General features: G+C 69.2%; 14 protein-coding genes and 2 pseudogenes. 11 read left to right on the top strand and 5 right to left on the bottom strand.

The features are described from left to right. Nucleotides 1-71 precede the first annotated feature (71 nt). Together DFJ68_RS14275 and DFJ68_RS14280 are read left to right on the top strand one after the other, a co-directional pair. Nucleotides 72-1,289, top strand: coding sequence for a GNAT family N-acetyltransferase (locus tag DFJ68_RS14275; protein ID WP_121035400.1), 1,218 nt, complete (start codon nt 72-74; stop codon nt 1,287-1,289). 462 nt (nt 1,290-1,751) lie between these two features. After that, complete coding sequence (locus tag DFJ68_RS14280; protein ID WP_121034240.1) at nt 1,752-2,165, top strand: antitoxin; 414 nt, start codon at nt 1,752-1,754, stop codon at nt 2,163-2,165. 61 nt (nt 2,166-2,226) lie between these two features. Here the strand turns inward: DFJ68_RS14280 and DFJ68_RS14285 are convergent, their stop codons facing one another. Further along, nucleotides 2,227-3,150, bottom strand: coding sequence for a DUF4097 family beta strand repeat-containing protein (locus DFJ68_RS14285; RefSeq protein WP_121034242.1), 924 nt, complete (start codon nt 3,148-3,150; stop codon nt 2,227-2,229). Nucleotides 3,151-3,290: 140 nt separating this feature from the next. Between DFJ68_RS14285 and DFJ68_RS14290 the strand changes: the two genes are divergently transcribed. Together DFJ68_RS14290 and DFJ68_RS14295 are read left to right on the top strand one after the other, a co-directional pair. Then, the gene (locus DFJ68_RS14290; RefSeq protein ID WP_121034244.1) at nt 3,291-3,752 is read left to right on the top strand and encodes a hypothetical protein; all 462 of its coding nucleotides are present in this window, start codon (nt 3,291-3,293) and stop codon (nt 3,750-3,752) included. Nucleotides 3,753-3,825: 73 nt separating this feature from the next. Beyond that, a complete protein-coding gene (locus DFJ68_RS14295) occupies nt 3,826-4,557 on the top strand; it encodes a DUF305 domain-containing protein (RefSeq protein ID WP_121034246.1) in 732 nt (243 codons plus the stop codon). Nucleotides 4,558-4,660: 103 nt separating this feature from the next. On the opposite strand, the gene DFJ68_RS14300 is transcribed toward DFJ68_RS14295, so the two are convergent. After that, nucleotides 4,661-5,347, bottom strand: a complete 687-nt coding sequence (locus DFJ68_RS14300) for a PAS and ANTAR domain-containing protein (protein WP_170165783.1) — start codon at nt 5,345-5,347, stop codon at nt 4,661-4,663. Nucleotides 5,348-5,567: 220 nt separating this feature from the next. Between DFJ68_RS14300 and DFJ68_RS14305 the strand changes: the two genes are divergently transcribed. Then, nucleotides 5,568-7,637 carry a DUF6398 domain-containing protein gene (locus DFJ68_RS14305; protein ID WP_121034250.1) on the top strand — a complete coding sequence of 690 codons (2,070 nt, stop codon included), beginning with the start codon at nt 5,568-5,570 and terminating at the stop codon, nt 7,635-7,637. A gap of 87 nt (nt 7,638-7,724) precedes the next feature. Further along, complete coding sequence (locus DFJ68_RS14310; protein WP_121034252.1) at nt 7,725-8,849, top strand: NYN domain-containing protein; 1,125 nt, start codon at nt 7,725-7,727, stop codon at nt 8,847-8,849. 28 nt (nt 8,850-8,877) lie between these two features. Here DFJ68_RS14310 and DFJ68_RS18975 read toward each other — a convergent pair whose 3' ends face one another. Then, a complete protein-coding gene (locus DFJ68_RS18975) occupies nt 8,878-9,000 on the bottom strand; it encodes a hypothetical protein (protein ID WP_276330707.1) in 123 nt (40 codons plus the stop codon). 894 nt (nt 9,001-9,894) lie between these two features. On the opposite strand from DFJ68_RS18975, the gene DFJ68_RS14315 reads away from it, so the two are divergent. From DFJ68_RS14315 to DFJ68_RS14345, 5 genes and pseudogenes are all read left to right on the top strand, one after another. Next, nucleotides 9,895-10,446: a hypothetical protein gene (locus tag DFJ68_RS14315; protein ID WP_121034254.1), complete on the top strand. Its 552-nt coding sequence runs from the start codon at nt 9,895-9,897 to the stop codon at nt 10,444-10,446. A 1,418-nt stretch (nt 10,447-11,864) separates the two neighbouring features. Further along, nucleotides 11,865-13,757, top strand: coding sequence for a GTPase (locus tag DFJ68_RS14330; RefSeq protein WP_170165784.1), 1,893 nt, complete (start codon nt 11,865-11,867; stop codon nt 13,755-13,757). Next, complete coding sequence (locus DFJ68_RS14335; RefSeq protein ID WP_170165785.1) at nt 13,754-15,511, top strand: GTPase domain-containing protein; 1,758 nt, start codon at nt 13,754-13,756, stop codon at nt 15,509-15,511. Before DFJ68_RS14330 ends, DFJ68_RS14335 begins: the two co-directional genes overlap by 4 nt. Nucleotides 15,512-15,984: 473 nt before the next feature. After that, nucleotides 15,985-17,526: pseudogene (locus tag DFJ68_RS14340) on the top strand (IS1634 family transposase); the annotation flags it as partial. Next, nucleotides 17,409-17,999 (top strand): annotated as a pseudogene (locus DFJ68_RS14345) (transposase); the annotation flags it as partial. The pseudogenes DFJ68_RS14340 and DFJ68_RS14345, both read left to right, overlap by 118 nt. 330 nt (nt 18,000-18,329) lie before the next feature. Here the strand turns inward: DFJ68_RS14345 and DFJ68_RS14350 are convergent. Both DFJ68_RS14350 and DFJ68_RS14355 read right to left on the bottom strand, forming a co-directional pair. After that, complete coding sequence (locus DFJ68_RS14350) at nt 18,330-20,585, bottom strand: DUF262 domain-containing protein (RefSeq protein ID WP_121034264.1); 2,256 nt, start codon at nt 20,583-20,585, stop codon at nt 18,330-18,332. Beyond that, nucleotides 20,582-22,324 carry a DUF262 domain-containing protein gene (locus DFJ68_RS14355; RefSeq protein WP_170165669.1) on the bottom strand — a complete coding sequence of 581 codons (1,743 nt, stop codon included), beginning with the start codon at nt 22,322-22,324 and terminating at the stop codon, nt 20,582-20,584. Before DFJ68_RS14355 ends, DFJ68_RS14350 begins: the two co-directional genes overlap by 4 nt. Between the last annotated feature and the right edge of the window lie 35 nt (nt 22,325-22,359).

The following is a 22,359-nucleotide window of genomic DNA, read 5'->3' on the forward strand; positions in this document are numbered from 1 at the left end:
GGGCCACGTCGACCCGCCTCCGACGCTTACCCGGTGGCGACCACACCGACGCGGTTGGCAGGGTGGTGACCATGTCACGACCTGAGCTGCCCGCCGCCGCCGTCGACGCCCCCCGCACCGACGACACCCACGTCGACCACGCCGCTGCGAGCGTCGCGCCCGTGCTCACCGACGGAGTCGTCACCCTGCGGGCACACGACCTCGGCGACGTCGACGCGCTGCTCGAGCAGTGCACCGACCCCGAGATGCTCCGGTTCACGACGGTGCCGCACGGCTACACGCGCGAGATGGCCGTCGACCGAGTCGCCCAGGTCAGGGCCGACTGGCAGCAACCGGGCGCCGACCGCTCGTGGGCGATCGCGTGGACGCCCGAGGGCGGCAGCCCTCGTTACGCCGGCACCATCGACCTGCGACCCGGGGAGTCGCCCGCGACGGCATCCCTCGGCTTCGCCCTTCACTCCGCCGCGCGCGGGCACGGTCTCATGGCGCGCGCGGTGCGGCTCGTGGCGCGCCTCGCCTTCGACACCCGGCCGTGGGGCGTGCCGGTGACCCGGCTGCACTGGCGCGCGGTCGTCGGCAACTGGGGCTCGCGCCGGGTGGCGTGGGCGTGCGGCTTCACCTTCCACGGGTCCCTGCCGCAGACGCACGTCGACCCGGCCGACCGCACGGGGCCCGCCCTCGACGCGTGGCACGCGAGCCTCGGGCCCGACGACGCGCTCGCCCCGGGCGCACCGTGGGTCGTGCCCCCGGTGCTCGACGGCGACGGCATCCGGCTGCGCCCGTGGCGTGGCGACGACGGGGCCGCGCTCGAGCCGCGTGACGACGACCCGCAGCACTGGATGCCGGGTCGCTCGGTGCTCAGCGCCGCGACCTTCGCGACGTGGCTGACGGTGCGCCGCGAGCGCATGTCGCTCGGGCAGGCGGTCGAGTGGTGCGTCGCCGACGCGTCGACCGACCGGGCCCTGGGCTCGGTGGTGCTGTTCTCGCGCGACGGGGCGATCGGCGACACGGCCGAGCTCGGCTACCAGCTCAACCCTGGTGCGCGCGGTCGTGGGGTGGCCACGGAGGCGGCGCGCCTCGCGGTCGCCTACGCCCTGCGGCCGGCCGGCGACGGGGGTCTCGGCTGCGGCCGGCTCGTCGCCGAGACGGCGGCCGACAACGCGGCGAGCAACCGGGTGCTCGAGTCGGCCGGGTTCACGGTGTTCGGCCGCGAGCGCAAGGTCGACCGGCTGGCCGACGGCTCGTGGGGCGACGGGTTGCACTGGGAGCTGGTGCCGCCGACGCGCTGACGTGACGTTCGGGACGCAGGGGTGAGGACCCCGGGCGGTCGACCCCACGACCGCCCGGACTGCTCCCCCTCTGGTTCGGCCGTCGGCGAGGGGGCTGCCTTGTGCCGGTCGGCTCTTCCGACAGAGCGACCAGTCGCACCGCAGCAGCGGCGCCATCCCCATGTCACACGGCCCCTCGCCGACGACCGGAGACCAGTGTCGGTGAGGCGGTCGTCGTGACAGGGGGGCGTTGCGGCATTGGTTGAACGATGCAACGCCTCGGTTCGCACGGGGGTTTGGCCGCGGTTCGGCCGGGGGTTCGGCCGGTGGCTCGGCTGGGTCGGGCCGACGGCTCGGGGGCGGTTCGGGGTCGGGTCGGGGTCGACCCCGGTTGCGGGCGGGTGGCCGCCCCGAGCACTCTGGTGGCAGCGGAGAGCCCCGGCCCGTGAGCCGTCACGGGCGCTCGACGACGAAGGAGCGGACGTGTCGTTCGGAGACCAGATGAAGCGCAAGGCCGACGAGGTGCACCTGCAGGAGAAGGCGCGTGACCTCGGCGACGCGGTGACCGACGTCGTCAAGGCGGCCGTCGGCATGGTGGCGGGCTACGCGGCGGAGAACCGCGAGAAGCTCGACGCGCAGCTCGACAAGGCCGGCGCGACCGTCGACGAGAAGACCGGCGGCAAGCACGCCGAGACGGTCGACAAGGTGCGGGCGTCGGTCGACCGCGGCCTGGACAAGCTCGTCGAGACCGGCGACCGGGTCGCGGCCGAAGGCCGGGACATGACGACCGGGCGGCCCGCCTCGGAGGTCCCCCGCACGGCCGGCTCGCCGGGCGACGTGCCCGACGACCGGCACTCCGCCTTCGACGACGACGCGCCGGCAGGCAGCCCCAGCTGACACCGTGGCCGTCGGTCGGCACGGGTCACGGACCGCCCGTCACCCGCCGGGTGGCGGGCGGTCACTGTTCGAGGGTGATGTCGCCCGAGGTCGTTGTGACCGACAGCAGGCGGGGGCTCGAGGGGACGTCGAGGATGCCCTGGTCGTAGTCGCCCGACGTCGACTCCAGCCTGACCCGGTAGGGCACGTCCTGCGGGACCGTGACGTCGACGTCGCCCGAGGTCGTGTCGACCTTGAGCTGACTTGAGGCGGACCTCGTGTCGAGCTCGACCTCGCCGCTCGTCGTCGTGATGTCGGCACTGGCCGCGGACAATGAATTGCCGGTCACGTCCCCCGAGGTCGTCTTGACCGACACGGCACCGGTCTGACCCCTCACCTCGACGTCTCCGGAGGCCGTCCTGACCGTCACCGCGGTGCCGATCGGAACGGTCACGGTGTAGTCCGTGTCGCAGCCCGCGCCCCCCTGGCGGCACGCATTGCCCAGCTCGAGCGAACCCGCGTCGACTGCCGGTAGCCGCTCGGCCGGCCCGCCGGAGAAGCGACGCTCGACCTGCACGACGCCCGCCTCTCCGTCAGCGCGGACGTCGACGTCACCGGAGGTGGTCGTCACGATGAGGGCGCGGACGTCACCGGTCACCGAGCCACGGACGGACTCCGAGCGGAACATGGAGCCGGCATTCGCCGCCGTGGCGATCCCTCCCGCACCGAGGGCCGCGATGGCGAGCCACGCGACGCCGCGTCGACGGCGCCGCACCGGGTAGTCGGGGTCGGGGTCCTGCAGCTCGACCGGCGTCGGAGCGTGCGGCGGCGGCATCGCCGGTCGGCCGGTGCCGGGGACCTCGTCGCCGTGCACCTTGTCGTCCGGCACCGGCGGGCGCGGCGGCAGGGTCGGGTGCCGGCCGAAGAACTGCGGCTGCTCGTCCGTGGGCGGCCGGCCCGTGTCGGGGCGTGTCTCACCGCCCGACTGGTCGCGACCGCCCTCCATGACAGGAACGTACCTGCCGAGGGGCCACAGACCGAGCCCCACGACCGGTGGATGCGGCCGCCGAGCCGCGACCACCGTCGGCGCCCGCGGTTAGTCTCGAGGTGACGGACGAGCAGCACGACGCCGGGTGAGGAGCCGCAGTGCGACGACCGGGAACGACGCGCGCGTCGACCACGCGCCTGCTCAGGCCGGCCCTGCTCGGCGCCCGGGTGCTGTTGCTCGTTGCCGCCGTCGTGCTCATGCACTCGCTCGGCGTCGGACACGGGCCGGGGACGCACGACCTGCATGCCGCCGGCGCCCCCCACACGTCGACCACGGTGCCCGCGGACGGCCACCACCCGGCATCCGACGTCGTGGCGCCCACCGCCCCGGCGACACCCACGGCGGAGGCGGCCGGGTCGCTCGGACACGCGATGGCGGCGATGTGCCTCGCGGTGCTGCTGCTGCCTCTGCTGCTGCGCCGGCCGAGGGTCCGGCGCCTCGCGCACAGGCTGGCCCGGCTGATGCCGGCCCGTCTGCTCCGGCCGGTCGGAGTCGGCACCGGGCGGTCGCCGCCGCCGAGGCCACCGCTGCGGCTGACCCTCTGCGTGCTGCGGACCTGAGAGGGCTCGTCGGCGCGCCCGGACACGGGCGCGCCCTCCGACCCACACCACTTCGCACTCCAGAGGACCCACCATGAAGCACACGCACCACCGCCCGACCACGCGCGCCCTCACCCTGTCGGGGCTGGCGGTCGCCGCCCTCGCCCTCGGCGCCTGCGGGTCGGCAGACCACGGCAGCGACCACGGCTCCCTGCCCGGCATGGGCGCGGCACCGTCCGCCTCGGCGACCGCCGGGACCCAGGCGGGGACGCAGACCGGGACGGACGCGACGTCGGCGCACAACGACGCCGACGCCACCTTCGCCTCGATGATGATCCCCCACCACGAGCAGGCCGTGACGATGTCGGAGATGGCGGCCAAGTCGGCCTCCAGCGCCGACGTCACGCAGCTCGCGTCGCAGATCGGGGCGGCCCAAGGTCCCGAGATCGAGACGATGCGCGGCTGGCTCACCGCGTGGGACGTCTTACCGACGGACGACTCGGAGATGAACGGGATGACGAACTCCGACGGGTCGACGGCGACCGGCCACGAGGGCCACGACATGGGTTCGGACGGCTCGATGGGCGACATGCCCGGCATGATGAGCGCAGACGAGATGACGGCCCTCGGCCGGGCCGCCGGCACCGACTTCGACCGGATGTGGCTCGAGATGATGGTGAAGCACCACGAGGGCGCGGTCGAGATGGCGCGCACCGAGACCACCGACGGGCAGAACGCCGACGCCACGGCGCTGGCGCAGCAGATCATCACGTCGCAGACGGCCGAGATCACGCGGATGAAGGCGCTGCTGACCCGGGTGGGATGACCACCCTCGACACCGTCGAGAACGTCGAGACCGACCGACCGGCCGAGACCCGGCCCGGTCGGGCCAGGTGAGTCGGCGCCCGCCACGGCGGGCGCCGGCTCACCTACGAGACGACGACCGCGGCATCCAGCATCTGCAGCAACGTCACGCTGCTCTCGCGCTTCTGGCCCATCTGCTCGACGACGCGCTGCGCGATCGTGGCCAGCTTGAGGTTGCTGGCCTGGGAGTAGCGGGCGAGGATCGCGAACGAGGCGGCGTCGTCGAGGCCGTAGCTCAGCATGAGCGCGCCCTTGACCTGCTCGATGGCGGCGCGGCTGCGCGTGGCCGACTGCACGGCCTCGGTCGCGGCGAGGCGCACCTGCTCGGTGACGTCGAACGCGAGGCCCCGCAACGTGACGGGGTTGCCCGCGGTGTCCTTCTCGACGTCGCCGATGAACGAGATCGAGCGGATGTGCCCGGCGTCGTCGCGGAAGCGGTACTGCCCCGACAGGCCGACGGCGTTGTCGATCGCAGCCTGCAGCTCGGTCGCGATGCGGTCGCGGTCGTCGGGCAGCATCCTCGAGAAGATGAGCTCGTACGGGTCCCCGCCGTCGTTGGTCAGGCCGAGCACCCGGTAGGTGGACTCGTCCCAGTGCCACGTCTGGGTGGCGTAGTCGTACGTGGCCTCGCCGAACGACTCGGCAAGGGCCTTGGCGGCCTCGACGGTCACCTTCTCGCCGAGCACGTTGGCGCTGGCGGCTGCGTCCCGGATCTGGCGGAACGTCTGAGGGGCTCCGAACTGGGAGCTCACCTCACGACCTCTCGGGTCACCTCTGTCATCACACGCAGAGAATGCCATGAGATCGCGCCCGCGTGTGAGTTGAAGGTTTTACTACTCGTCATTGCAGCGGGGCGCGTGACCAAGGCCACGAGCCCGCGGCGCTCGACGGGTGTTTTCGGCTGTCTTCTGCCGCCAGGTCGCCTGAGGACGCGTCGCGCACGGGACGCCCCCGACAGGGCATCATCGGCGCATGTCGAAGCGGAAGAAGCCCGGCCGGGGCGGTGACCGTCGGCTGCACATCGCACCCGCCGACCGCCCCACGGCCCCGTCACGTCCTCGGTCCGGCGGGGCGGTCGACGAGGGCGACGGCAACTTGCCGGGCCTGCTGACCGACGTCCGCGCCCGGCTGCGCAGCGAGGAGCCCCTCGATCTGCTGGCGTACGTCTCGTCCATCCTCGTGGCCACCTCGATGGGCAGGGACGACGCAGAGCCGGCCACGTCGGCATCCGTGGCCGGTTCGCTGCACGACCTCGTCGAGACGTTCGTCGGGGTCGACGTCGCCGAGACCACCGCGCTGCTGCACGCCGTCGGCCACCTCACCGACGAGCCCGACGTGGCCGTGCTGGCGCGGCGGGGCGCGATGACCCGACGCCAGCCGATGCCGCTGTGGCTGCGTGACCTCGGGCAGACGCAGGTGACGGATGCCGCGCTGCTCATCGAGCTGACGGGCACCGGCTTCGACGTGCTCGTGGGGCTGCGGTGGCCCGGCGGCGTCCAGGGCGCCTTCATCGCGTACGTCGACCTCGCGACGGGCACACCGGTGATGAAGGATGCCTTCCCGGTGCCCGGCCCGTTCGACGACGTGCGGGCGCGCATGGCCGAGCTGAACGACGACCAGGGCGAGTCGGTCGTCGAGGACCTGACCCTGCCGGTTGCGCGCGAGCTCGTCGCCCGTGCGCTGGACGAGGGGGCGAGGTCGGGCGAGCTCTTCGAGACCGACACGTGGCCCGCGTCGCGCCCGCTGCTCGCGTGGGTCGTCGGTCGGATGCCGGGTGGTGACGCAGGTGGTGACGCGGGTGCCGACGTCACGGCGGCCGCCGACGCCATGGAGCAGCGGGTCACCCCGCTGTGGCCTGGCGGCCCGCCGGCGGGCGGTGCCTTCGCGACCGCTCGCGGTGCGGCCTTCGGGTTGACGCCGGGCGGGGCCGTCGGGGCGGGGTCTGGCGCGGCCTTCGGGTCGGTGTCGAACGCGCCGATCGACGTCTCCCTGGGAGTGCCGGAGGAGCGGATGCGCGAGGTGCAGGCGGTCTACGGGCCGCTCATCGACGACTTCGTCGCGTCACGACAGGCGCGCGACATCGGGTTCGACGTCGAGACGAAGCGCGACGGCGACTGCTTCGGCATGGCCATCTCGTTCCTCGGCGAGGTGGCGAGCTACTCCGGCTCGACGAGCGACCTGCGCTGGACCCCAGAGCTCGTGTCCGACTTCCTCACCGACTGGCTGCCGTCGACCGCCCTGTTGGGCGAGCGAGCGGCCGCGCGGCTCCCCACGGTGCTGGCGGCCCACGCCACCTACCTGTCGTCGCGTCGCGGCGAGGACGCGCGCCGTCGCCGCAAGACCCTCGACGCGGTGAAGCGCGACGGGGCCCACTACGTCGCGCTGGCCACGTCGCGGGAGGCGTCGTCACTGCGCCTGGCCATCGACACCTACCTGCGGCGCGGCGACCTCGTCGAGCTGCGCGGCGTGCAGGTGCTGCACGACGACTACCGCGACATCGACCTCGACGAGATGATGGTCGAAGGTGCCGCCCGGGAGGTCGGCGGCCCCGAGGCTCTCGAACGCCTCGACGTGACGCCGCTACCCGACGAGCCGCTCGACCTCACCGGCGTCCCCGACGAGGGCCGCCCCGCCGCTCTCGAAGTCGGCGCGCTCTGCGACGAGTTCGCGGACGCTCATTTCGGGGTCGAGTTCCGCACCGCGTGTCGTCGCCTGCTGCAGCTGGTCGCGGAGGGCGACCCGTGGGTGCTGCCCCGAGGCAGGGCCGACATCGCGGCCGCGGCGATCTGCTCTGCCGTGGCCGCGGCCAACCACCTCGTCGGGGGGCGCGACGGGCTGACGTCACGCGAGCTCGCCGAGCGTTTCGGGCTCAAGACGGCCCCCAGCAGCCGAACCACGACCTTGCTCGCGGCGGCGGGGCTGACGGCGGGTCAGAGCTATTTCGGTGCCACCCCCCTCGGGCGCCCCGATCTGCTGGTGAGCGGGTGGCGGGCCAGGCTGATCCGCTACCGCGACGAGGGGGCGGGTTTCGACCTGCCCTGACCGGCCGGGAGTGGGCGGCGGGGAGTGGACGGCGCCCGCCGGGCGTGGCCCGTGGGCAGACTGCGCGCCACCTGAAAGGGTGGGGCCATGAGGTCGTACTGCGCGCTCTACGTCGACGCCGGGTACCTGCTGGCCTCCGCCGCCACCCGGGTCACCGGCACGTCGTTGCGGGGTGGCGTCACCGTCGTCTACCGCGACCTCATCGCCGCCCTCGTTCGGCAGGCCGAGAGCGAGAGCGGGCTGCCGGTGCTGCGCGTCAACTGGTACGACGCCAGCTCGAAGCCGGGCGGTGAGCCCGACGCGTACCAGAACGCCATCGGCATGCTCCCCCGCGTCAAGCTGCGCCTCGGGCGCATGTCGCCCGGCGGTGAGCAGAAGGGCGTCGACCTGCGCATCGGGCTCGACCTCGCCACGCAGGGGCGCAACCGCGTCGCCGACGTCATGTACCTCGTCTCCGGCGATGACGACCTCACCGAGGCCGTCGAGGAGGCGCAGAGCAACGGCGTGCAGGTCGTGCTGCTCGCCGCCCCCAACGCCCAGGGCCAGGCCCACGCGGTCTCGCGCCACCTGCAGCGCGAGGCCGACGGCATCGTCGTCATCGACCCGCTGACGATCGACCGCGCCGTCACCGCGCGCAAAGCGCCGACGGAGTCGACGGTCGTCGCGGACGGGGTCGGGCCGGATGCCGACGCGGCCGGGTCTGCCGCGGCCGCGGCCGCGGTCGTCGGTGCGGTCTCCGGCTCGGTCGCGGGTGGGGTCTCGGGCGGCGTGGGTGCGCCCGTCGGCGCCGACGGCACCACGCCCCGGATGCCGGTCGCCCCCCGACCGACGCCCGCGGACTTCGCGGGGCGTAAGGCGACGCTGCCGGCGCTGCCCAAGCCGGCGGACGGGCGGACCGGCGCGGGCGTCGGGCCAACGACGTCGCTCGTCTACTCGAGCACGACCGGGGTGGGGTCCGTCGGGCCGGTCGACCACGACTACCCGGCCGACGTCGACCGGGTCGTCGACGAGGTCGCGGCCGGCGTAGGCGAGACGTGGAGCAAGACCATCACCGAGGCCGAGCGGCGCACCGTGCTGGCCGAGCGGCCCAGCATCCCGCGCGAGCTCGACAAGGCCCTGCTCATGGACCTCTCCGACCGGCTCGGCGTCTACGACATCGACGAGCGGCTGCGGTTCATGCTCCGCCAGGCCTTCTGGCGCCACCTCGACTAGACCGGCCGGACACCTCGTCAGGACCACCTCACGGCCCCAGGTAGGTGCCGTCGTCGCGCACCCGCTCGATGTGGATCGCCTCGACCCACCACCGGCCGCGGTACGCCAGCTCGACGTACACGTTGGCGCGACCACCCTTGATGGTCCTCACCGTCGCGCCCCGGGCATCGACCCTGTCGTGCTCCAGCTGCCAAGGTGTCGGCGGCGAGGTTGACCTCCTCACCCCTTCCCCAGATGACGACGCTGACGTGGTCGACCCGAAGGATGTTGCCCTCGTGTCGCTGCCCCTTGGCGAGCAGGCCGGCGGCCGCCTTGCGGAAGTTCGTGCACGTGCCGCACGAGGGCAGGGCGCGGTTGTCGAGCAACTGCGGGTCGGGTCGCTGCCACGACCGGTCGAGACGGTCGAGGTAGTCGGCCACGTACGCCTCGGCCCCACCCCACGTGTGGTCGTGGAGCAGGTCAGGCCCCGGCTCCCGTGACGGCGCGGGCGCTCTCGACGGCCTCGCGGACGGCGGACCCGATGACGTCGACGTCCCCGCTCGCGGCGTGGGCACAACTGCCGTCGCTGTCGCCGGTCGGCTCGCCATGGCGGTGATGGCGGCGCTCGTTGTCGAGCCACCGACGGAGCAGCCCGCGAGCACGGTTGCAGTGGCCATCGCCGCGGTGGCGACCACGGCCTTGATCCTCCGACGGGGCACCATCAGCCGGCCCCGTGGGCGTCGGCGACGTGTCGGCGGTCGACCTCGGCCAGCTCGATGTCGAGCCGGCCCCTGCAGTTGCTGCTCAGTCCCATCGCGGGCCCCTTCGTCGCTGTGGTGACAGCGAACCGGATGTCGCAGCCGGGCGTCGTCCTCCATCCACAGGCATGCGGGCGACCGGGGGCGGCGGGGCTCGAGAAGGTCTGCGACCGGGCATTGACCTCGACGCGGTGGACGTGGCAGGTCGGCATCCGTGAAGGTGGTCGTCGGGTCCCTGTCGACAGGGGAGACTGGGGTGTGCCCACCATCCGCCGTGGCACACCCGCCGACGAAGGTGACCACCGATCGTGACCGACACTGAGAAGTTCGTGACGCCCAAGGCGGCGCACCAGTACTGGGCCAAGCACGCCTACGAGATCCTCACCGAGACCGCGGGGCGCTACGACGCCGTCATCACCTACTCCGAGCTCGCCGAAGAGGTGCAGCGGCGCTCGTCGCTGTGGACCAAGTCCCCGATGCGTGGCTGGATCGGCACCCTGCTCGCCGACCTCGTCAGGGTCAGCGCCGCCCGCGAGGAGCCTGCCCTCACCTCGCTGGTCGTGCACAAGGACGACGGCCAGGTCGGCCCCGGCTACGACGCCGTCATGCGCCTCGAGGGTGAGCCGGTCGCCACCGACACCCTGGCCCGCGAGACCCACGCCGCCGCCATGCGGCTCGAGTGCTACCGCCACTGGGGGGCCGATGTCCCCGCCGACGCCACCCCCAAGGTGAGCGCGAAGCTGCGGGTGGTGCGCGCCACCACACCGCGCACCGCCGCCGTCGAACCGCGCCGCGGCGCGGTCTGCCCCACCTGCTTCATGGAGATGCCGGTCTCGGGCCCCTGCCCCAACTGCGCCTAAGGCGTGGTTGCGCTCTCCCATCCGCCATCTATCAATCGCTGCGGAGTGGGAGCGCCCTTAGACGTTTGGTGCACTCGGCCTGCGCTTTCGACCGAGCGAACACGCACGACGTCTCGGGTGTCAGCAGGTGCAAGCTCGGAAGCCGCCACCACGCGGCGGCCTGACGCGCGTCCGACTGAAAATCGGAAGGTCGGCGGTTCGACCCCGCCCCTGGCCACCACCCAAAACCGCAGGTCAAATGCCCTTGACCTGCGGTTTTGTATGTTTGTTCGAGACAGGGCTTCGATGTCGAAATGACCGTGAGGGACCCTTCCGGACCCCGCTTTACCGTGGTTCGTTGCACGACTCGTTGCACGAAAGCTTGACGTCAAGATAGCTTCAGGCGCTGCACCAGGCACGCCTTCGAGCTCTGATCAACCGCGTTCGCGATGGAAAGAACACCGTCGTCCACGCTCGAGTCGTCCCAGACGCGAACCCTTCTGAACGAGTCCGGCTGCGCCCGAATGAGACCTGAAATGAGACCAGCCCGCAGTTGGGCGAAAGGGTGGCGAATCATCACCATGACGGGCAGTACGCCGCGCACCACCTGACCCAGGAGGCTGGCCGACCCCTAGTCGCCGACTGGGCTCAATGGTTGGGCGCGCCTCCTGGAGGATGCGGCCTTGTCGCGACGGATTTGCAGTCCGAGGGATCCATACGTATGACCTCCGTCGACGGGACCCGGAGCATAACTTCACCACGATCTCGACACGGACACTCGCTCACAGCCCTTGCCTGTCCCCCATGGCTGGACGGGAAGCACCTTTATTCTTGCCCCGCTGCACAGAACCGGTGCCGCGCAAGCGAGCCATGGGCCTCCGTCCTGCAGCGCAGTTAGGGCGACCGGTCGGCGCCTTGACCTTGAGGCTGTCAACGGCGGCAGAGGCGGGCTCCTCGGAACCCCACGAGAGTCGGTCTACGGCTGGCTCGGTCCGTCGAGATCCCGCGCAGTATCGTAAGTTTGGCCCAACTCCGCCGGTTCTTACCCCTCCCCACGGGAGCGCTGAGCATTCTGTTACGAGATACCCGCAAGAGAGCTCGCCGATGCTCGCATGCCTGCGACGGATGTCCTAGACAACGGAGTCCGCGGACCAATGATTGAGGCGCAGGATTTCTCAACATATGTCAGATATTCCTGGTTCGGAGCGGAGCCAACGGCTCACGACCCTTGGCCTCACCTGCGAAAGGCTGTCGGACGACTCCAAGACGCTGCGGTCGCGGGTGACCGAGCGATTCGGTCCCGAGGGGAGATCGCTCCGCAGGTCCAAGCTGGCGCTGAGTCGTTTGGCGACCTGGCCGCCTCCTGCTTGGTTGGGGTCCCGGAGCCCGCGGTCGAGTCGGCAGGTAACGCACGTACCGGAGACCTTCGGGTGGTCTTCATGGGGCGCACCCAAGCGGGCAAGAGCACCCTGATCGAGGCGCTGTCCGCCGGCAGTGGCGACCGGATCGGAGATGGCCGCCAGCGATTCTCCCGCGATGTGTGCGTCCGCCCCATCGTGAACCTTCCGGGCGTCGCGATCGTCGACACTCCTGGGGTCGGCGCCCACGACGGGGACGAGGACAGGCAGCTTGCTTTCGAGCAATTGCCACACGCTGACCTCGTCGTGTGGGTGGGCAGCAACAACTCCTTCCAGGAGGAGGCCGCGCAGGCACTGCGACTGATCGCGGTTTACGGCAAGCCTGTGGTGGTGGTGCTGAACTGCCGATATGACCTGCTCCACCCGATCCGACGAGATGACTTCCTAAAGGACCCGCGGGCCGCTTTCCGTGACGTCGCGGGCGACCTCAACGCGGTGCTGCGCCATCTCGCCAGAGCGGGCGCCCGCCCGGCCGGCGTGGTCACCGTACATGCGCAGGCCGCGTTCCTCGGCACGCAGGACCACCCGGACGCCGCGCTGATGTGGGCGCACTCGGACGTCGCGAAACTGCTCGCGGTCTTGGCGGAGGAGCGCGATCGGCGCGCCGACCAACGACGAGCGATCGCCTTCGTGGATCGTGTGCGCAACCCAGTCATCCGGTATCTCGCAACTCTGGACACCGCAACGGAGAGCCTGGGAACACATCTCGAACAGGGCGAGGGGCTCGTCCGGGACCTCTCGCAACGGGTGGCCCGCCAGATCGATAGACAGCACGAACTGCTGGCCGCAGAACTCGACGGCATCATCGAATCCCGCCGGTCGTGGCATGCCTCGGCGGACGTGGAAAGTGACCTCAACGCTGCGTGGCGCAAGGAGATGTCGTCACTGAACAGCGAGATGGAGCAGGCCGGGGCCCGGCACCACCGGGATCTCACTGCGGGCCTTGAGGTGACGATCTCGACTGTGTTGTCCGACTGGACCAACCTTCCGACGCCGAATGTGCCGCTGGGCGAGTTCACCGGCTTCGGCTCGGTGTGGTTGAACAGGGCCAGCCAGGCCGCCGTGGGCTTGGGCGCCGGGGCCGCGGCCTGGGTCGGTGGCGCCCTGCTTGGCGGCAAAGTCGGGGGGCTTCTTGGGATCGAGGGCGGACCGCCACTTATGGCGGTTACAGCAGTCGTGGGCGCTGTAATCGGAGGCCTTGTTGCCACCGCACTCGGCCCCGTCAAAGATGGTCTGGCAAGGTTGTTCCTGGGTAGCGCGGAGGTGCTGCGCCGGCGCCGTGCGGAGCTCGGGGCGCGGATTCACCCGATCCTCGACGACCTCCAGTCCGAGATCAACCAGTGGCGCGAGGAGACGCGAGCGGCGACCCAGTCGGCGATGCGCACTCAGTTTGAAGCCATGAGCGGCGTACTTGCCGGCCAAAGGAGCATCCAGCGCTGGTGGTGCGAGGTAGGGACGGAGATCAACGAGGCGGTCGGGGACCTCGACGCCGCCACGGCCCGCACCCTGCTCAGGTTGTCCGGGCGCACCGGGCTTGCCGAGGAGGTCCTCCGGGCGCGGCGCGAACCTGGCAGTGCCACGGCGGTCGAGTACACACGTGAGGGCTTCTCACAAGCAGCCCTGTTTCCACCCGACGAAAGCTGCGAGTTGATGCTCGCCACCGGGCCAGCCAAACCCGGCGTCCGGGCAGGCCAGGCTCTGTCGTTGGCCATCGGGCTGTCCGCGGCGGCGCCCCGCACACTGCGGCTTACCGATCGACAGGCGAATATCCATATCGAGGAGCCGATCCCGTCGGGCCTGACGGACACCTGGTCATCCCTGTTCAGCCTCTTCACTGCCAGCCAGGTCCGGATCACCACGCCGGCACCCGATCACCATCCAGCAAGCTGCGACCACCAGGAGCCTCAAGCGTGAGCGATATCCTCTACCACTCCGTTCAGCAACGAGCGCGCCTGCTCGCCGACCGGCTCCGGCTGGCTCTGGCAGGAATCGCTCACCCCCAAGCCAAGGCACTCGCTGAGCGGGTAGACCCGACGGCCCATTCCCGGCCACGGCTGGTCTTCACGGGCCAGTACAGCAGCGGGAAGTCGTCGCTGATCAAGGCGCTCACCGATGGCGTGGCAGCGGTTCACATTGACTCCGACATCGCTACCGATGTCGTCACCGAGTACGACTGGGACGGCCTAGTCACCCTGGTGGACACGCCGGGCGTCCAGGCGGGTGTAGACCGGCACGACGAGCTGGCCGAGTCTGCACTCACGGCAGCTGACCTCGTGCTGTTCACGATCACCCCTGACCTTTTCGACAACGCGGGCGTGGCCCACTTGCGGCACGTCGTCAACGACCTGCAGAAGGCGAACCAGGTGCTTGTCGTCCTCAACAAATGCAACACGATGGCGGCCGCGGACGGCGTGCGTCAGGCCGCAGTTCGCGAGGCCCTCGGCGAGGGGGCACTTCACGTGCCGCTGGTCGAGTGCGATGCCCGGGATTACCTGGACGGCTTGGACGAGGTCGACATCCGGCGACGGGAGGCGTATCTCGGGCTATCCCGCCTCGACGAGCTACGAGACAAGATCAACCAGATAAGCGCCAGCACCGGCGACTTGGCACGGTACCTGCAGCCGCTACAGAACATCAGGGCCATCACCATGGAGGCAGAGGCGCTGACGGCCACCGACCCCACCGAGCAGGCCGCATTGTCGCTGCTTGCCCGACAGAGGGCGGCCCTCACGGCACGTCGAGAGCGGATCGAGGCCAACCTGCATAGCCTGCGCGCAGCCTTCCTAACCCAAAGCATCCAAGCGGCCGAGGCTTTCGCCGACAGCATCGAAGCAATCGACGACCTACCGGACGGTCCCGTGCGCGACAACTTCATCGGCGAGTACGAGGCCCGTCTGAGCAATGCCCTCAACGGTGCCGCGCAACGGCTGGGCGAGGAGGCCACCCGACTCCTAGAACTACAGTTCGACGATCTCGCCTCGGAGGTTCGGGAGATCGAGGCGGCCCCCCACACCAAAGTTATTCTCGATCTAGGCGACCCGGATCACGACGTCACCGCCCACTCGGATGTCCGTCTGCGACGCACCCGGGACTCGGTTCGACCTTCAGGGGCGGTGCCCGCCTGGGCCCCTCAGGCAAACACCTGGTTGCGGATCTTCCAAGACCAGTGGGGCGCCGGCGCGGGCAACATGGCCAGGTCCTCAGGTAGCGCCGGCCATCGCGTCGTACTCGACGTCGGGCACTTCTTCGGCGCAAAGTTCAAGCCTTGGCAGGCCGTCAGGGTGGCCCACCGGATCGGGCAAGCCGCCAAGGTCGCCAGCGTTGCCATCACGGTGGCCATCGAAGTGGGTGGGGTCATCGCCCAAGAGCGGGCACAGGTGGACGCCGAGCGACGGCGCGCGGCGCGCAGGAAGGCGCTGGTGGATGAAGTCCAGCGACAGGCCGGCGAGATTGTGGACCAGGCGCTGCGGGACGTCCGCCTGAACGTGGATCCGATCTTCACCGGCGCGTACGCGCAGATCGACAAGGTGCACGACGACATCATTGCTGCGCAAGATCGCCGATCAGCTCTCTCAGAGGAACTGGAGGCTATTCGCGCCGAGGCGTCGACGGTCGTCGCCGGACTGACGACCCAGACGCTAACCGAAGGGAAAGCGGGCACCCCCTGAGCCATCCTCGTGATGCGACCGAGAGCCTTCGAAGCCGGACGCTTTGGCTGCATGCCAACGACAGTCAGCAGACGGCCGTTGGACTCGCCAGGCTGATGGCAAACTACGACGTCGCCCACCTATTCGTGGACCTGACCGAGTAGGCGCGTCTACCAGACACCGTGGCCAACGGCGCTTGGATGCGCTTAAGCACTCAAAGGAGGTCGCTGGAAAGGGGATCCCCGCGATGTCCGTGCAGTTCTCGTGCAAGTTGATGGATCTAGCGACGGTCCGTGCCGCACCCCTGACGGCACCATCCTGCTCTGTAAGGTCGCCGCGTCACCCGGACACCGGTGAGTCGCCTAGCGGCCCGTCCTTTGACCTGACTCGTGCCACTTTTCGTCGCTGTCGACGATCCGGTGAGTGTTTGCGCTGGTCAGAGTGGGTGAGGATGCGCGCGTTGACACACTAAGCGGGCCGGTAGGGTCGCCCTCGTGGTGTTCGTTCGGAAGGTCCGGACGGCCTGCGGGGCCACGGCGGTGCAGATCGCCGAGCGTCAGGGTGGGCGGGATCGGGTGCTCGAGCATCTCGGGTCGGCGCACACCGAGTCCGAGCTGGCCGCGCTGGTCGCGGCGGCCCGACGGAAGGTGTACCCGGGCCAGGGCGAGCTGGACCTGAGCGCCGGCGCGGTGCCGGCCGGGCACGCGATGATCACCTCGAAGTCCAGCGCGGTGCTGTGGCAGGTCCTGACGAGCGCGTACACGCGGTTGGGGTTCGACGCCGTCGGGGATGAGTCGTTCAAGCAGCTGGTGCTGGCCCCGATCATCGAGCCGACTTCCAAGGCCGACTCGCTGCGGGTGCTGGACGAGATCGGTGTCGGGCATGCCTCGTTGCGCACGATGTTCCGGTCGCTGGCCCGCGCTCAGGAGCGGGGCTACCGCGACGTGATCGCGACCGCGTGCTTCATCCACGCCGCCGCGAGCGGCGATGTCTCGTTGTGCCTGTATGACGTGACGACGCTGTACTTCGAGGCCGAGAACGAGGACGAGCTGCGCAAGGTCGGCTACTCCAAAGAACGCTGGGTCGACCCCCAGATCGTCGTCGGCCTCCTGGTCGACCGGGCCGGGTTCCCGCTCGAGATCGGCTGCTCGGAGGGCAACACCGCCGAGACGACCACAATCATCCCGGTCATCCGCCAGTTCCAGGAACGGCATTCACGGTCCGACATGGTCGTCGTCGCGGACGCCGGGACGCTGTCCGCCTCGAATCTCAAGGACCTCGACGCTGCCGGGTTGCGGTTCATCGTCGGCTCCCGCGTCACGAAGGCGCCGGCCGACCTGGCCTCGCACTTCCGCTGGCACGGGGACGCGTTCACCGACGGGCAGCTCATAGACACCATCACGCCCCGCGTGGCCACCAAGACCGCGCATGCGGTGAACGACGCGAGCAAGCGGGCTGAGCCGGTGTGGGACCCGGACGTGCACGACCGGTCGTGGCGGGCGGTGTGGGCCTACTCCCGCAAGAGGGCCGCCCGCGACGGGAGAACCCTGACGTTGCAGGAGAACCGGGCCCGGGCCGTCGTCGCCGGCGAGAAGGCTGCCCGCACGCCGCGGTTCGTCACCACCAAGCACGGCACCCAGACCCTTGACGAGGCCTCCCTGGCCCGTGCCCGGCGGCTGGCCGGGCTGAAGGGCTACGTGACCAACATTCCCGCCGACGTGATGCCGGCCAGTGAGGTCATCGCCAGCTACCACGACCTGTGGCACGTCGAGGCCTCGTTCCGGATGAGCAAGAGCGACCTGAAAGCCCGGCCGATCTTCCACCACACCCGCGAGTCGATCGAGGCCCACCTGACCACCGTCTTCGCGGCCCTGGCCGTCGCCCGCTACCTGCAAGACGCGACCGGCATGAGCATCAAGAAGATCATCCGGACGCTACGGCCGCTGCAACTGATGACCCTGACCATCGCCGGCCACGAGCATACCGCGGCCGAACCCCTCACCGAGGCGGCCCGCGAAATCATCGCCGCGACCGGCACCGAGTGGCCGACACACTAAAGCGGCACGACTCGGGAGGTCAAGGCGCCCTGTTCGACGTGTGGCGCTTCCACGCGTTCTTCACCACCACCGACCCCGACGTGCTGGACACCGTGGCCGCGGACCAGCTCCACCGGCACCACGCGATCATCGAGCAGGTCCACGCCGACCTGAAGAACTCCCCCCTCGCGCACCTGCCCTCCGGGAAGTTCACCGCCAACGCCGCCTGGCTCGTGCTCGCCGTGATCGCCTTCAACCTCACCCGCGCCGCCGCGACCGTGACCGGCGAACCCACCCTGGCGAAGTCCACAACCGCGACGATCCGCCGCAAGCTGATCGCGGTCCCGGCCCGAGTCGCGTCCTCCGCCCGCCGCGTCACCTTGCACCTGCCCCAGGACTGGCCCTGGGAGACCGCGTGGACCAAGCTGTTCACGCTCGGCTGCGGACCACCAGCAGCGGCCGCACGGACCTGACCACCCCTGCCCGCGACGGCACGAACGACCCCACCGTGGAACACTCCGACAGCGAGGCCGGGCGATCAACCACGCCCCCACCCCACCGTCAGCCCGCGAACCCAATCAGGCCGTCCTCCAGCTGGGATCGGTGGATTGAGGCTTAGCCGGACCCCCAAGGAGGCTTGTTCGGTTGGACGCGATGATCGCGATGGGCGAGCGTCACACCCCTAATTGACGTGGCCGAGTCGTGGGCGAACATTCAACCTCTCTGCGCCTCAGGACGGCGTCGCGACCTCCAATGCCTACAGAGCTGATGTCGGATGGTGGGTCGGCGGCTGCGGACTAGGCCTACAGTCCAGCTGCGACCAAGTCGATGACAAGCTCTGCGCCGACCTGGACGCGATCTCGCGTGTCCACTACCGCCCCTTCGACGGCCTTCTGCGGGATCACCACAACGTGCCCGCCCTCGGTTGCAACCAGATCTAGGCGGGAGTCGAGGATCAACTCCAGCGCCCGGCCGTACTCATCGAGCCCGCTCTTGAGGGCGATTCCCGCCTTGATGCTCCGCAGGCCAACCCCGCTGCGCTTGAACTGCATCCAGCGGGGTGTCGTGGAGTAGCCGTAGAACCAAGGATCCTTTACTTCCGCCGGGGATCCGGCCTCGCGCCAGATGGCGTAGAGGTACGGGTCGCGGTAGTAACTGCGCTGCACGGTCTTGTCGAGCATGGTCATTTCGTAGCCCAGCGCGTGGTCGGCGCCGTAATAGATGCCGGAGCGACCTTCCCTCATGCAGTCGTAGCGGGCGAGGTAGTAGCGCCAGTCGAAGTCGGCGGAGGCACCGCGCCTCTCGATGAACGCGCTGATCACTTCGTCCATCCGTTGGGTGGTCGAACCGACGCCCTCAGCAAGGTCGTCGAGCAGCTGGGTGACGACGCCACCGGTGCGCGACAGACTGGCGCGGTCACCGCGGTCGACCAGAAGTGTCCGCCACACGCTCTCGGCCGTCGGTGAACCGAAGAGGTGATAGTCCGACTTCGGGTAATCGCGCTGGTACGGGCCCGTGGCGACCAGAGCCGCCGTTAGCCTCGACCAGGCGGACGGCGCGAACGCTTGTTCGAACGTCTCGGCGCGAGTAGGGAGGGCTTCGTCCAACTCGAATGCCGCCATCGTGCCACGCAGAATCGGGTGATCCTCGAGCCTGGACACGGTCGCAGCGAGCTCAGGACGCTGCTCGCGGAAGCCCTGCTTGCGTGCTTCGTCAGCGACCTGGTTTTGGTTGTACGTCGCCAGCACAGCAAGATCGCCAACCCGCATGAATTCGGCGACCTCATAGATGAACTTGGGCATGTTCTGCAGACGCATCTCGAACTGCGACGCCTCGTTCGCGTTGCGCAGGACCCGCAGGCGCTGCGCGGGGTCGTCAGTGCCCTCGATCCGGTGGACGAGGACGGCGTAAAGCAGCAAGGTGTCGGTGAGAGAGAACGCCCTGGTGTTGCCTCTCATGGCTCCGAACCGCTCGCAGCAGGCTAGGAACAGGTTAGGGCTGGGCGCGCCGAAGAGGCGAACACCCGATCCATGGGCCGCGGTCGTGAAGAGCGACTCGAAGAAGGTGTCCAGGTCGCGGCCTTTCGGCCAGCGATTGAAGGCGTCGAAGACGAAGTCGAGGTGTTCACCATGTCGCTCGTTGGCGGGAGAGAACAGCAACTCCGCGCGGCGTTCGAGCCGAAGCTGCTCGTCGCCCCTGACGCGCCCTTCGCGCCACTCGCAGACCTCGAGGATGAAGTCGAAGAAGCGCATGAACTCGTCGTCGACGATGTCGTTGTCACCCCGATACGGCCAGAGGAGGTCGGTCCACGGGCCGTCGATCAGCTCGCCGAACTCGGCGGTGCGGCCGGTGTGCTCGATGACCTGACCGAAGTGGGCCTTGAATGCCTCGAAGGCGGTAAGCGGCTTACCGCGTGAGTTCATCTTGATATAGAGGTCGTCGACAGCCCCCATATCCGCAACCGGCAGCAACTGGAACCACACCGCGGGATCGTCGGCATCCGTCAGTGCCGCCCATGCAGCCATGGGGTCGGCATCTGCGAGGCGGGCCGCGATCGCGTCGATCATGACAAGCATCGCTTCGACGGTCGGGTCGAACCGCCATAGGTGGAGGTACCAGCTCTGATCGGTGATCCAGACCGACGGCGGACCCGCCAGGTCTGCTGCCGGCGGGTTGGCCACCAGTTGCTCGCAGAATCGCCGCGCGCTCGGCCGCGTCGCATAGGTGAAGTGGGTCCATGGGTGCGACGCTTCGAGAGTACCCGTGCGGAATGCGAGGTACCAGTGCAGCAGGAAGAGCGTGGTCAGCCGTTGCTGCCCGTCGAGGGGCTCGAACTTGCCGTGGCGCACCTCGCCATACACGAAGTCAAGACCGACAGGGGGGCCGGATGTCACGGCCGTGTACAGCGAGTCCAAGAACATATCCCGCACGTACTTGGCGTCAGGGCGGCCCTGCGCGTAGTCGCGCTGGATGAGCGGGATCTCGATCGAAGCGACCCGGGGTGCGTCTGCGTTGAGGACCCGAAACATGCCGACGAACGACGTTGGGTAGCCCTTCACAGCGTGATCTCCTCTTCGTCCTCACTGGTGCTTCCCGGCCGATCCTCGAGGAGGTACGGCGCTAGCACGGTCTGCATGGCGGCGAGGTAGCCGTCGCGGTCGCGCGGTCCCCAAAAGTGAAGTTGTGCTCCCGCGTCTGTGTAGTACTTCAGGAAGGCGTTTCGGGTGCAGACAGGGATGTATGCGCCGTTGCGGTCTAGCGCGATCACCCGTCGGCGCTTCACCTCGAAGACCGAGTTGTTGAGGACGCTGTTGTCTGTGCTGGCGAGCAGCGCGAGGTTGGTGATCGAGTCCACCTCGCTGTGCTCGGTCGAGCCCGGGTCGTCCGGATCGACCGTATCGGCGGCGTCGGAGAACAGTTGGGTGATCTCTTGGTGCAGCGCCTCGAACTTCTCGGCGGTGATGGTCGGCACTGCGATGTCGATCCGGGACTTGATATCGGCCAACGATTGCGTGGAGAGGTCTAGAGCATCCAGGGCATCCCTGTGCTCTTTCAGCCATGTAGTCCATTGGTCGACGGTGTTGAGACCCTGTGAGTTCTGGGCGTGGATGTGCTCGCGTGACCAGAGGCGCTGAGCGTGTGCGTCGAAGGAGTAGCGCTCGGAGGAGTTCGTGTTGCGGCGCACGGTCTCGGCGTTCATCAGAAGCAGCACGCGGGACGTCTTGGTCGACTGGTACGTGAGTGCGGCGAGGTCGTTAGCCGACAGCCTCAGGCTGTCGCGGATCTGGCGGTCGAGCCTTGCGTGGAACTCGGTCTTCGTCGTGCCGCGCGCATCCCTGACGAGCGCACTGAACGTGGCTCGGCGTGCAGCCACGAGGTAGCCGATCTTGTGGAACAGATCGCGGTCGTCGTGCCACCCCAAGATGAGGGAATGCAGGTCAACCACCCGGTCCCAGAGGGCTTGGCCGTCCTTGACGATGAGAGGGCGGAGCGTTTCGAACGTGCGAAAGGCGGGCCGGACGTGCCAGTCGTGTACGTTGTCGTCCTCGGCATCGGCCAGCGTGTCCAGGAGAAGGCTGATGCGGGTTGCGCCGCCATCCGGCTGGCCGGTCGCGAACGCCCACACTTGGGGCGCCCGGAGGTCGCGTTCGATGCTGTCCCATTGCGCTGCGGTTTCGAACTGCCGCTCGACACGCGACAGGAGGAACGCCTTAACGAGTTCGGCGTCGGTGAGCGGAATCTGCCCTATGTTAAGGCGCGTGAACAGGGTGCGAGAGTCGAACTCCTCGGTGCTGGGTGCCTCGTACCAGATCACACGCACCGACTCAGTTAGGCCTTCATAGAGCTTCATCGCTGCGGTTGTGGGGTTTGGCCTGCTCGCAAACCAGGCGTCGATACATTGCGACGCCGCGTAGATATGGAAGTAGTCGATGTTCTCCAGACTTCCGTCCTCGGTCGGGTTGTCGAGATAGGTGGCGCTGCCCGGCCTCGTTTCGTAGCTGAGCGAGTACGGCAGTTCGGTAAACGGCAGGTAGCGTTTAATGGCTCGGAGGATCAGATACAGCGTTGTGAGCCTCTGCTGGCCATCGACCAGTTCCGAACGGTCGCCTCCTGCAAGTTGCTTCACGACGACGGGTTGAAGGTAGTAGTCGCCCCCGGCAGCCTCGGTGATGTCGTCGAGGAGCAGCCTTACCTCCTGCTCGCCCCAGCGATAGCCGCGCTGGTAGGCAGGGATGAAGAACTCGCCAGAGATCGATCCGACGGTGCGTGGTTCGAGGGTCGCGGTCGTAGCCTTCACCTCCGTCAACGTAGCGGACCCGCCACTTGCGAAGA

It is taken from the genome of Terracoccus luteus, assembly GCF_003635045.1.
Lineage (GTDB): Bacteria > Actinomycetota > Actinomycetes > Actinomycetales > Dermatophilaceae > Terracoccus > Terracoccus luteus.

Bases quoted from the DNA above. Each gene is read 5' to 3' on its own strand.
- DFJ68_RS14275 (WP_121035400.1), top strand. From the start codon at position 72: ATGTCACGACCTGAGCTGCCCGCCGCCGCCGTCGACGCCCCCCGCACC.
- DFJ68_RS14285 (WP_121034242.1), bottom strand. From the start codon at position 3,150: ATGGAGGGCGGTCGCGACCAGTCGGGCGGTGAGACACGCCCCGACACG.
- DFJ68_RS14295 (WP_121034246.1), top strand. From the start codon at position 3,826: ATGAAGCACACGCACCACCGCCCGACCACGCGCGCCCTCACCCTGTCG.
- DFJ68_RS14305 (WP_121034250.1), top strand. From the start codon at position 5,568: ATGTCGAAGCGGAAGAAGCCCGGCCGGGGCGGTGACCGTCGGCTGCAC.
- DFJ68_RS14310 (WP_121034252.1), top strand. From the start codon at position 7,725: ATGAGGTCGTACTGCGCGCTCTACGTCGACGCCGGGTACCTGCTGGCC.
- DFJ68_RS14330 (WP_170165784.1), top strand. From the start codon at position 11,865: ATGGGGCGCACCCAAGCGGGCAAGAGCACCCTGATCGAGGCGCTGTCC.